Below are 12841 nucleotides of genomic sequence, written 5' to 3'. Positions count from 1 at the left end.
TCGCGAGCACTGGGAAACCCCCCAGCAAAAACACTCGCTCCTACAAAAAGGTCGCTGACACACGCGTGCGAAAAGGCTATGAGGCTAATCGGTTTTCGCTAAAGGAGAACCTTCGTTATGAATATTAGGGTATTCTCCATTTTTTTGCCGCTTTTTCTCATTTCATTTCTGCTGCTATCCAACACCTTCGGCGAAGACTATACGCAAATGAATCTCCCTGAAGGTGCCATCGCGCGATTTGGGAAAGGTAAGATCGCCGAAATAAAGTATTCTCCAGATGGGACACAACTCGCAGTAGCGAGTGGTATTGGGGTCTGGCTCTACGATACATCTACCTACCGAGAGATTGACCTACTCACTGGACACACAGCATTAGTCAAAGCTGTGGCGTTCAGTCCGGATGGAAAAACGATCGCCACTGGAAGTTCGGATGGTACCATCCACGTCAGGAATAAGGTCACAGGCACACATAAGAAGAGATTCATTGGCGCCACACATAAGAAGAGATTCATTGAAGCAGACGATGAACTCAGAATTAGAGACGATGGATTCAGAATTAATACGCTTGTATTCAGTCCCGATGGAAAAACGCTTGTTAGTAGTGATGATGGTAACATCCGCTTATGGGATGCAGATACGGTTGAGCTCAAGCAAACGCTCATCGGACACACAGATGAGGTCCGGAGCGTGGTTTTCAGTCCCGATGGCAGCAGCCTTGCGAGTGGCAGCGCAGATGGCAGCATCCGCTTGTGGGATATGCCAACAGGCAAACATAAGATGACTTTTCCCGACGAGAGGGGTTCGGTCTTAAGCGTAGTCTTCAGCCCAGACGGGAAAACCATTGCTGCTGTAAAGGCAACCATTGCTGCTGGAAATTGGAAATACGCTATCGGCTTGTGGGATGCTGATACAGGGAAACAAAAGATGGCCTTTACTGAGCATGAGGATGTCTGGAGTGTTATTACGTTTAGTCCGGATGGTAACACCCTTGTTAGTGGAAGTTTTGACGGCCCCATTCTCCTTTGGGATGTAAAAACCGGAACCCTGAAGAAAATGCTCACTAAAATGTATCCTGGAGTTAGGCGTGTAGCATTCAGTCCGGACGGAAAAACACTCGCAACTGGCAGCAGAGCTGGTATCTATCTATGGAACGTTGAAACATGGGAGATCCAGAAAACAATTGCGGGGTACTTGTCTTCGGTCGATTGTGTCGCGTTCAGCCCTGATGGAAAAACAATTGCTAACGATAGTTTTAGAGGCAACATCTACCTATGGGACGTACAAACAAAGAGACACAAGAAAACAATTTCTGAATCCACGGCTTGGACCAATGATTTGGCGTTCAGTCCCGATGGAAAAACACTTGCCAGTGGGAGTCGTGAGGGTATTCATTTATGGGATTTAGACACAGAGACACCCAGAATTCCACCCATAGAACGAAGAGTCTATGCTGAATGCTTGGCGTTCAGTCCCGATGGAAAAACGATCGCTTCTGGCAGTGGCATGGAAAGAATTCATCTTTGGGATGCACATACCGGTAAACACAAACAGACGCTCACGCCCCCGCTCACGGTCCCCGGACAACTTAGACATATAGATGTCATCAACAGCATCGCGCTTAGTCCGGATGGGAAAACTATTGTCAGTGGGAGTCCGGACGGTACCATCCGACTGTGGGATGTAGGTACAGCTAAGGTAACGCTCATGGAACATCCAAAACCGGTTAAGTGCGTAGCATTTAGTCCCGATGGAAATACAATTGTCAGTGGTGGTGGAGATAGTGAGATCCGTTTGTGGAACACCGCAACAGGTGAACTCAAGCGAACGCTCTTTGGACATACACTATGGGTCATTAGTGTAGCATTTAGTCCCAGTGGAAACACACTCGCAAGCGGTGGAGCGGAAGGCAACATCCATCTATGGGACCTTGAAACAGGCAAACACAAGAAAACATTCAGAGGGCACACGTCTTTGGTCAATAGTGTGGCGTTTAGTCCTGACGGAAAAATGCTTGTCAGTGGAAGTCTGGACTGTTCAGTCCTTCTGTGGGACCTGGCACCTTCAACATCACAAAATCGACAGTGAATGTTTGGTATTGTTGATCCGTTTTATCAAAAAGGAAAGTTGGTAATGAAGAAAACACTTGGGCAGATACTCGCCAGCGGAAGTAATGATTGCACGGTGTTGCTGTGGAGGCTGCGTTAATACTGACTGAACAACTCTGTAATTTGACAAAAACCGCATTGCATGATACAATATAATATAATCAAACCAAAAGTCTACGTCGAAACAACTGTGGTCAGTTATTTAGTCGCAAGACCAAGCCACGATGTAACATTGGCCGCCCGGCAACAAGCAACGCAACAACTGTGGACAGAATATGCCGATAACTTTGAGTTTATTATTTCAAACATAGTTGTCAGTGAAATCAGGGAAGGTGATCCAATAGCAGCCCAACGAAGGCGTGAGGTGTTGGCGGGTTTAACCGTATTGGATATGTCACCAGCGGCGAATATGCTTGCCCAAGACCTTATAGATGCTGGTGCTGTCCCACAAAACTTGATGCCGGATGCACAACATATCGCTGTTGCCGCGGTGAACAGCATTGAATACTTAATTTCTTGGAACTATAAGCACATTGTGAATGAAACCAAACGGCAGCTGATAAACGAAGTTTGTCACGCAGCTGGATTTCAACCCACAACTCTCTGCACACCTATAGAACTTATTGAGGAAATTCAAGTGAAAGAAAAAATTGACACCCGCATGGATCCTGTCTTAGAAGAATGCTATCGGATGAAAGAAGCATTTGCTGCTAAATTCAACTCTATGCAGGAACTTTATGACTATTTAGTGGCAGAAACAGAAAAAAATAAAGCCCTCGGTTGGAAATACCTTCCGCCACCGCCGGCTCGAAGCAACGAAAATAAAAAAGACTGATCCACTCACATAGAGATTTTTAGACAGACATAGTTTCCCCGCTGCGTCCGGTGGGTAAGGTTTCTGTTCCCACAAAACTAAAAATGGCACAGAATAATCCAAATATCTTTCATAAATATACTATTGTTGTACGAGGCATCTGAGCAAAAACTTTACAAGTTATTGATGACACGACTCCCGAATGTTCTTAAGATAAGAAATTTTAATGTAATGTAAGGAAAAATCGTCTATGACCCAACATCCAGAACTCACGTTAACAATGGAACCCCGTCCGTTCCAAACCCAACGCCGAGACGCGTGGTGGCTACAGCCTTTAGCGGTATTTCTCGGGTTGGGAATCTTCGTCCTTTACGGACTCTTTCGCGTTTTTGAAGGGGATCATTTCATTCACGGCCCCTACCTATCACCTCTCTACTCACCGGTGCTTTTCGGTACTGAAGGGGTGGCGCATAGTCTTGACCACAGTTGGTTTGGTCCGATGCCGTCTTGGATACCAGGTTTCATTACCCCGGCAGTCCTGATTATGTGGGCACCACTTGGATTTCGCTTTACATGCTACTACTATCGCGGCGCGTATTACAAAGCATTTTGGGCAGACCCACCCTCTTGCACAGTGTCAGAACCTCGTAATAACTACAGGGGCGAACATTCGTTTCCATTGATTATACAGAATATCCATAGATATTTCCTTTATCTCGCAATCGTCTTTATCGGTATTCTCGCTTACGATGTATGGAAAGCACTTTGGTTCGACGATGGTAATGGTGGGACAACCTTTGGCATCGGCGTAGGTACCATCATTTTGGCAGGTAACGTCGTCCTTTTAGGCGGTTATACGCTCGGATGTCACTCTTTACGACACTTGGTCGGCGGTGCTGTTGACTTGCTCTCCAAAGCACCGGTCCGTCGGCAAGCATACAATTGTGTCAGCTGCTTAAATCGTCGGCACATGCTCTGGGCATGGATGAGTCTCTGCTGGGTCGGTTTTTCGGATGTATACGTCCGCTTTATAGCACCGGCAGTGGGTCAGGACTGGATTACATTTTAAGAAGTGTTTATAATTGAGAAGAAAGAGGAAACATTAACGTGGCATCTTACGAAACGCATGAATATGATGTATTAATAATCGGAGCAGGTGGCGCGGGACTTCGCGCTGCCATTGAAGCCGCTGTAGGCGACCTTAAAGTAGGACTTGTGTGCAAATCTCTGCTTGGTAAAGCACACACTGTCATGGCAGAAGGCGGAGTCGCTGCTGCTTTGGCGAATGTTGATGAAAGAGACAGCTGGCGCGTCCACTTTGCCGACACCATGCGCGGTGGACAATATCTCTCCAACGCACGCATGGCAGAACTCCATGCACAGGAATCCCCTGACCGCGTCCGTGAACTTGAAGCATGGGGTGCACTCTTTGACAGGACACAAGAAGGTGGTATCCTTCAGCGGAACTTCGGTGGACATCAATACCCACGCCTCGCACACGTCGGAGACCGGACAGGATTGGAAATGATCCGCGCTTTACAGGATCACGGCATCCATCAAGGCATTGAAGTGCACATGGAAAATACCGTCGTTTCGCTTCTGAAAACAGGGGACAGGGTATCGGGTGCTTTCGGTTACGAGCGTGAAAAAGGACGTTTCAAAGTTTTCGCTGCGAAAGCCGTTGTCTTGGCAACAGGTGGTGTCGGGAAGGCATACAAAATTACAAGCAATAGTTGGGAATATACCGGTGATGGACATTCCCTCGCATACCACGCTGGGGCGGAACTTATTGACATGGAATTCGTCCAATTCCACCCGACGGGTATGGTGTGGCCCCCCAGTGTCCGAGGTATTTTGGTTACAGAGGGCGTCCGTGGTGAAGGCGGTACCCTTACAAACAGCGAAGGCAGACGCTTCATGTTTGACGACATCCCTGAACTTTATGTGAACCAAACGGCGGATAACCCCGAAGAAGGATGGCTGTATACGCAAGGTGATCGAGAAGCGCGCCGTCCACCTGAACTTTTAACACGCGATCACGTTGCCCGCTGTATTGTTCGGGAAGTGCAAGAAGGCAGGGGCAGCCCACACGGCGGTGTCTTCTTGGATATAGCGTGGATTAAGGAAAAAATTCCGAACGCGCCTGAACATATCCGTAGGAAACTGCCGAGTATGTACCACCAGTTCAAAGAACTCGCTGACATCGACATCACACAAGAACCGATGGAAGTCGGTCCGACGACGCACTACATCATGGGCGGTATCCGCGTCGATGCAGACTCACAGATGACAGCGGTTCCAGGACTTTTCGCGGCAGGCGAATGCGCTGCGGGTTTACACGGTGCGAACAGACTTGGCGGTAATTCCTTATCTGACTTGCTCGTCTTCGGCAAGCGTGCTGGTGAGTACGCCGCGCGGTTTGCAATGGAAAATGAAGCAGTTCCACTTGATGCAGCAGAAATTGATACAATCGCCGGGCATACACTAAAACCGTTCGAGAACCCGCCAAACAATAGCAATGGCAACCAAATGGGTCCCTACGACATCCAAGCACAACTCCAAGAAAAAATGCAGGAACTCGTAGGAATTGCCCGAAGCCAAGAAAGTCTCACACAAGCCTTGGCGGAGATCCAAGACCTACGCGAAAAAGCGGAGATCGTCCACGCTATCGGCAATCGAGAATACAATGCTGGGTGGCATACTGCGCTTGATCTTGACTGCCTACTCACGGTTTCCGAGGCGATTGCGCTTGCAGCATTAGAACGCAGGGCAAGCATCGGGGCACATTCACGAGACGATCATCCAGAGAAAGAGGAACCGGGTGCAGGCAAATATAACACGATCATCAAAAAAACAGATGATGGCACAATGGATATCTACCGACAACCGGTTGATGAACTCCAAGCCGATCTGCAAGAAATCATAGACGAGGTGGGATAGCATTTTAATTATTCGCAAGGCGTCGCAAGGCGTTAAATCAGGTGTTTTGTTTATCAAAGGGTTCTGCTCATATCCGCCTGCGCCGTTGTTGCAGGCTGTTGTCTTGGGTAAAATTAGAAGCCGTAGCCCGTAACGTAGTGGAGGGCGGATCTACGGAGAGGCACTTCATTCATCAAACTGACTTGACCGAACCGCAAGGAAAATTAAAAAAATGGCGAAAGCAACTTTTAGAATTTGGCGCGGCAATGCAGATGGAGCCGAATTTGTCGATTACGATACCGAGGTCTCCGAAGGCATGGTGGTTTTAGACGCTGTCCACCGTATCCAAGCCGAACAGGCAAACGATATGGCTGTCCGATGGAACTGCAAGGCGGGGAAATGTGGCTCCTGTTCCGCCGAAGTCAACGGGCAACCGAAATTGATGTGCATGACACGTCTCAATGACCTATCGCTCGACGAACCCGTTACAGTTGAACCTATGCGCGCCTTCCCACTCATCAAAGACCTCGTTACAGACGTGTCGTGGAACTTCAAAGTCAAAGAGAAGATGAAACCTTTTACGCCACGTCCACCCGATGCTGAAGACGGTACTTGGCGGATGGAACAGGAAGATATCGACCATGTCCAAGAATTTCGGAAGTGCATTGAGTGTTTCCTCTGCCAAGATGTCTGCCATGTCCTTCGCGAACACGATCTTCACGACGAATTCATTGGACCGAGATTCTTTGTTTATGCTGCATCTTTGGAGATGCACCCGATCGACACCGAAAACCGGTTGGAAGAACTGAAGGATTCAGACGGCATCGGGTACTGCAATATCACAAAGTGTTGCACAAAGGTATGTCCAGAGCATATCACAATTACGGATAACGCCATCATCCCTCTCAAAGAACGCGTGGTTGACGAGTTCTACGATCCAATCAAAAAACTCTTCCGCGTCTTTAGCCGTTGACAGTTACCGTTGCCGTGGTAACATTTTTTTACAGCGAAACATCAGAGAAAAACGCTTACGAACCCATACAGTGACTATGTTCTCAACCATATTTGGAAAATCACCAAAAAACGAAAAAAGTTACCATTTGGTAACTTTTTAAGAAGATTGGTAACTTTTTTAGCACAAAATTTCTCTTGACACATACAATTCGGAGATGTTAGAATCATGGGAACCAGCAAGAATGATACTTTAAGAGTCGGCGTGATTGGCCCCGGTGGCGCAGGACGTGGTAACACACTCGGTTTCGCAACACACCCTGATGCAGAAGTTGTCGCCGCAGCCGATACACATGAAGGCAGTTTAGACGCTTTAGAGAATGCCCTCCAAGAACGGGTTGATGGCTACAAAGCGAATAGTCTTAACCGGTACCTCGGTGAACATGAATTCATTGAGATGCTTAATCACGAAGATCTGGATATTGTCGGCGTTTTCTCACCGCACTCCCTGCACGATATTCATGTCAAATACGCACTCCGCGCGGGTTGTCATGTCATCGTCGAAAAACCGATGGCGAACATCGTCGGCGATGCGATCTCCATTACCAAAATTGCGATGGGCAGTGGGCTACACCTTGTTGGCGGGTATCAACGCCATTATGAAGATACCTATATGGCAGGTAGGCGTGCAATCGCTGAAGGACGCATCGGAAATCTACAGAAGTTTGAGGTTTACATGGCACAACGGTGGGGAGCAGGTGGATGGCGAGGGGATCCCCGCTTCTCCGGTGGTGGTCAACCTAACGACTCTGGTAGCCATCTCCAAGATATATTCCTGTGGATGACCGGGGCATTGCCGAGTGAAGTCTACGGAACAACCGACATGAAGTTTGAGGACGACGACGGAAACCTCGTCCCGAAGTTCGTCGAAATTAATTCCTATTCCGATGTAACCTTAGATAATGGTGCTGAAGGGACAATCACCATCCTCGGTAACACACGCGTCGGGTTTGAAGAATGGGTAATTCTTGAAGGTGACGAAGGCACGATTGAAATCAAAAACGGGATTCGGTACACACCCAAAGACGGCGAAGCAGAACCTCTTGCTTACCCGCGCCCCGAAGGATACCCGCGCAACAAAGTCGATCAACTCGTTGGCTTAGTGAAAGGCAACTACGAGGCAAACTATACCTCCGGCATCAACGGCGTACGCACCAGTTGGTTGACAAATTCAATCCTTGAAGCGGGTAGGGGGCCCGACGCGAAAAATAGAGTAGATTGCGACGAACTCATCGAAAAAGAAGGGTACACCCGGCAAGAAGTTTTAGCACTAATTGATGAAAGCGCGTCCAAATCGTACTACTAAAGTAATCTAAGTTGCCACGTTTTATGAAATAAGCAAGAATTAGAGAGCAGGACACCATAAAATACCAGAATTAGAGAAAATTCTGGCATTTCCAATCAAAATGGTGTACGTTTGTCTAAAATCTTGTAAGTAACAACTTGGGTTAAAGTAGGGTTGCCTACTCCGATGGATTGGCTATGAAGAAAGGAGAAAAACCGTGAAATTTCTGGCACAACTCGCTGTTAAAAGTATGAAGTGTTTCGCATTTACTGCTGTTATATTGGTAGCAGCATCGCAAATCGGATGCTTACCTGGAAGTGCCTTAAGCAAGGCAGAAACACTGGCAGAAAACAAAGATTACTATGGTGCGATTGAGGCTTACCAAAGTATTGTAGATACCCAACCCGGCACACCGGAAGCACTTCAAGCACAACTCGCTATAGGTAAACTGTCAATTAAACAGATGAACCGACCAGCAGAAGGTATCAAAGCCTACGAAGCAGTTATCGCTGCTGCACCCAAAAGTGACGAAGCCGCCGAAGCGTACTATGAACTTGGCATGTACTATTACAGAGAAAAGGATTATAAAGCCTCACAAACGCAATTTGACGCAATCGTTAATAATTTCCCACAATTGGAATTAAGCCACAATGCGCATCTAATGTTGGCGAAAAGTTTTGAGGAAAGCAAGAACTTTGAGCAGGCGGCAGAGGCTTTTGATAGTTTCGCGAATCGCAATCCGAGAAGCAAGCGAGCAGCACTGGCACTTGAGAATAAGGCACGCATTCAACGCCAACACCTCGATGACGAAGAGGAAGCGAAACGCACCAACCAATTACTCGTTAAGAGATATGGAAAGGTAGAAGGTGCTGAAGATTCGGTCGAAAAGGCGAAGCAAGAACTCAGAGACTTCAACGCCACTATCCCAGAACCCGACGACCCGCTGGCAACGCAGCAGGGAAGAGCGTTGGCACAGTCTGAAGCCCGACGTGAACGCGATCGCCCGCGCGGCGGCGTTGAGAGAAGTCCAGCAATGGGCAATACCAACGTCGAAATCCCCGACTCTGGATTTGGGATCGGTGCCGCAGAGGTTATGCGGAACTTTGGTGGACAGGGCGGTATCGCAGGCGATGACCAAGGCAGTTACCACGATGCTGAACTCATGATTGCTAACTTCTTCTACGGCGATGAAAGTTATCGTGATGCGGGCGCGTTATACTTTGACGCGATTGCGCGCGCGGAAGCCGAAAAAGTGAAAATCGATCCGTACACCTACCTCAAACTCTCGATTTGTTACCGAAAGGTCGGGATGCATCAACGCGCGAAAGAGGTACTCAGAAAAGCCGCAAGTCGAGATGGGAATGTCGTTGATGCTGTTATTAACACCGGTCGAAATCACTATACTTCCGAAGCATATGAAAACGCGATAGAAACCTATAATTCTGTCATCGGAATGAGTCGGAGTAAAGATTCTGAGATTTACTGGCTAATCTCGCTGGCACACAAAAAATTAGGCGAACCTGAGAAGGAACGAGAGGTTCTCGAACGTTCTATTGCCGCGAACACGCAGAATACAGACGCGTTGCAAAGTCTTGCCGAAGTACTCCACTATCGGTTGAAGGATCGGAAAACCGCTGCAGTCTTCCAAGACCTTGTCGATCAGAAAGGGGATTCGTACATCGGTGCGAAAACGCTCGGTGATCTCACCTATAAGTACGGAAATTACGTCCAAGCCCGTGCGAGGTATAAAGCTGCCGCTCGAATAGCAAAACGGTTGTTTGATAAATCAGAAATTGAAGCCGAAAAGCGAGAACTTCGCAACCAGATCGTCTATGCAACGATCCTTTCGGCACGCGCAACTTACCAACTCAAGAAACCGGAAGACGCGCAAAAGATTATAGACGAACTCGCGGCGGAATACCCAGAACACGCGTTGGTCCCTTACGGTAGAGGTGAACTGGCACTTCTCAATGGAGATGCCGAAACCGCCGTTGCCGAATTCAAAGCGGCAATTGAGAAAAATCCACACTCTGATATTGCAGTCATCGCCCTTGGGGATTATTATGTGTCACAAGGCTATAATGACGATGCAATCGCCCTTTGGGAAGGTTTCCTCGCGAATAACCAGTACAACCAGAACGTCCAGCGCAGCCTTAAAAAGTTGAAAGGGGATGCCGAAAAGACTGAAGAGTGATAGCACCCCCAACCTAAAGGTTGGGGCTTCGGCTTCGTAGATAGGGCGGTTTTCTCAAAGAGGCAACCGTCTTAATCCGTCTCCACCAGCAAGCGATTCCCTGAAGGGCGAAAAAATCCCTACAGGCATATCAAGGCAGAAGGTTCTTGGCTACCCCCGCTTGCCTCTATCCGAAGCCAATAGAAAAAGTTGAAATAGAGAGCAGTCATACAACGTGCAGACTTTTACCTCTGCACCGATTCACACTTTCGTGCAATTACGCGTTAACTGCTCAACATACTTTTATAGTGGTATTGAACACTAACACTTTTTGACTACCTTTATAAGTCAAATTGTGGAATAGTGTAGGTCTGAAAACTATCTCTATATCCTGCGATTTTTTCAAATAACGGACCTTTTTTGAAAAAAACTTGACTTTTACAGCCAATTGTGTATAATTAATACTTAAAGTTCTTAACTTCCTCGCGCAAGCACGCTTTTCCGCTGACGAAATAGTGTAAACTCCTGAGAAATGCGTACTTTGAAGAAAACGAGTCACTGGCTGCAAGGTAATGTGTGTACCCTTCGCTTCAATATGTTCCCTAACAATATGGAAACAGAGGAGCGGTATTCTTAGATTGAAACCATCTGCCAGCATACATTGCAACGCAACTATACGAGAAACATTCCCGCGGGCAACATTGCACCTACTCCACCGATACCCTTTTATACCTTGCATTTTGCCTTATTGTGTATCTCAACGGCAATATCTCATGCACTCGGTTTGGGTATCATACCAGTTTAACCGGCTTTGTAGAAAATCCGGTCTTCGTGCCTTAGTCTCCCTATGCTGCTTTATTAAAAGAGCATTTTTGGAGAACTCGGTGAATGCGGTTTCAGCCGTGCACCGAAAATGATAGAAACCAACATTAGTAAATTATTCTACAGAATCAGCCCCGATTCCATCTTAACCTTCTCTGCGTATCCTGCTTTTTGCGAAGGCATCTTGACATATCGCATATTTGAGTGGGAACTAAGAATTCGCTTAGGTTGTTAGATGAACACCACGGTGAAATGATTACCTTGGAACCGGGCACAACGAGGAGTATTAGAAACTATGGAGAGCTTGGACATTGGCAAGCTCCAAGAAATGGAGTTCTCGGAACTCAAAGATTTTGCGCAGACTCTCGGAGTGGACGAATACACCGGGTCTCGAAAAGAGGAATTGATCAACGAAATCATAGAGGCTAAATCTGAGGAGGACATCCAATTTTATGGCGGTGGTGTCTTGGAAATCTTAGATGATCGGGATCAACACTACGGTTTTCTCCGTTCATCGCGCTCTAACTATTTGCAGAGCAACGAGGATATTTACGTGTCCTCATCGCAAATTCGGCGCTTTGATTTACAGACCGGGCATGTTGTTGAAGGTATAATCCGACCGCCTAAGAAGACAGAAAACAAGGCAGAACGTTACTTCGCAATGTTACAAATTGAGAAAGTCAACGGCGAACCCCCGGAAGCTGTCAAACAGAAAATCCTTTTCAATAATCTCACCCCTATCCATCCCTATGAACAATTGAAACTGGAGCACAACGAGTCAGAATTCGGGACGCGGATGATGGATCTAATAGCACCAATCGGGAAAGGGCAACGCGGATTGATCGTCGCGCCCCCTTATAGCGGCAAAACCACACTCCTGAAGAATATTGCCGCCGGTATTGAAGCGAACCATCCAGAAGTCTCTCTCATCTTTCTCCTAATTGATGAGCGCCCTGAGGAAGTTACGGATGTCGCACGCTCCGTCAAAGGCGAAGTTATTAGTTCCACCTTCGACGAACACCCTGAACGCCACATTCAAGTCGCAGAAATGGCGATTGAAAAGGCAAAACGGTGGGCTGAATATGGAAAAGATGTCGTCGTTCTATTAGATAGTATGACCCGATTGGCACGCGCCCACAATGTTATGGCACCTCACAGCGGCAAAACATTGAGTGGCGGTTTAGATGCCATGGCATTCGTGAAGCCGCGCCAGTTCTGCGGCGCAGCCCGAAAATTTGAAGAAGGCGGGAGTCTGACGGTCATCGCAACCGTCCTGGTTGATACCGAAAGCCGCCAAGATGAATATATTTATGAAGAGTTTAAAGGTACCGCCAACATGGAAATTCACATGGAACGCGCCTTGTTAGATCTCCGCATTTATCCACCAATTGACATTGAAAAATCAAAAACACGGCGTGAAGAACTTTTGTTAGCACCAGATGTACTTAACAAAGTCTGGGTACTGCGAAAATTCACAAGCCAAATGGACAACGCGGAATCACTCGAAATGCTCATTGAGCAATTCGGCAAAAATGGCACAAATGCTGAGTTTCTCGAACGAATGGTAGATAATGCTACTTACAGCAACAGCACTACATCTGGGAAAACCAACGCTCGTCCGAAGCGGTAGGTGTATGAAGAATTCCCACACCCTACTTCTTCGGGTCTCAGAAGCGTGGTTACAACGATAATAGAGAATATCAGCCGAATAG

8 protein-coding genes are annotated in these 12841 nt (G+C 47.3%); all 8 read left to right on the top strand.

Annotated elements, in window-relative coordinates; all coding sequences use genetic code 11:
- Positions 1–117: 117 nt before the first annotated feature.
- The 8 genes from OXH00_08285 to rho all read left to right on the top strand — a co-directional run bounded on the left by OXH00_08285 (position 118) and on the right by rho (position 12759).
- A complete protein-coding gene (locus tag OXH00_08285; protein MCY3741005.1) occupies positions 118–2085 on the top strand; it encodes a WD40 repeat domain-containing protein in 1968 nt (655 codons plus the stop codon).
- Between the two features lie 210 nt (positions 2086–2295).
- Entirely contained in the window at positions 2296–2940 is a 645-nt protein-coding gene (locus tag OXH00_08280; GenBank protein MCY3741004.1) for a type II toxin-antitoxin system VapC family toxin, read from the top strand.
- 229 nt (positions 2941–3169) lie between these two features.
- Positions 3170–3988: a succinate dehydrogenase gene (locus tag OXH00_08275; protein ID MCY3741003.1), complete on the top strand. Its 819-nt coding sequence runs from the start codon at positions 3170–3172 to the stop codon at positions 3986–3988.
- Between the two features lie 38 nt (positions 3989–4026).
- Positions 4027–5859: a fumarate reductase/succinate dehydrogenase flavoprotein subunit gene (locus OXH00_08270; GenBank protein MCY3741002.1), complete on the top strand. Its 1833-nt coding sequence runs from the start codon at positions 4027–4029 to the stop codon at positions 5857–5859.
- A 211-nt stretch (positions 5860–6070) separates the two neighbouring features.
- Positions 6071–6811 (top strand): succinate dehydrogenase/fumarate reductase iron-sulfur subunit, encoded by a 741-nt coding sequence (locus tag OXH00_08265; protein ID MCY3741001.1) that lies wholly within the window; start codon positions 6071–6073, stop codon positions 6809–6811.
- Between the two features lie 207 nt (positions 6812–7018).
- Positions 7019–8155: a Gfo/Idh/MocA family oxidoreductase gene (locus tag OXH00_08260; protein ID MCY3741000.1), complete on the top strand. Its 1137-nt coding sequence runs from the start codon at positions 7019–7021 to the stop codon at positions 8153–8155.
- Between the two features lie 196 nt (positions 8156–8351).
- Complete coding sequence (locus OXH00_08255) at positions 8352–10328, top strand: tetratricopeptide repeat protein (protein MCY3740999.1); 1977 nt, start codon at positions 8352–8354, stop codon at positions 10326–10328.
- A gap of 1096 nt (positions 10329–11424) precedes the next feature.
- Positions 11425–12759 carry a transcription termination factor Rho gene (rho, locus tag OXH00_08250; protein ID MCY3740998.1) on the top strand — a complete coding sequence of 445 codons (1335 nt, stop codon included), beginning with the start codon at positions 11425–11427 and terminating at the stop codon, positions 12757–12759.
- Positions 12760–12841: the final 82 nt, after the last annotated feature.

This window comes from Candidatus Poribacteria bacterium, assembly GCA_026706025.1.
Taxonomy (GTDB): domain Bacteria; phylum Poribacteria; class WGA-4E; order WGA-4E; family WGA-3G; genus WGA-3G.
This window is presented reverse-complemented; position numbering and strand designations above follow the sequence as displayed.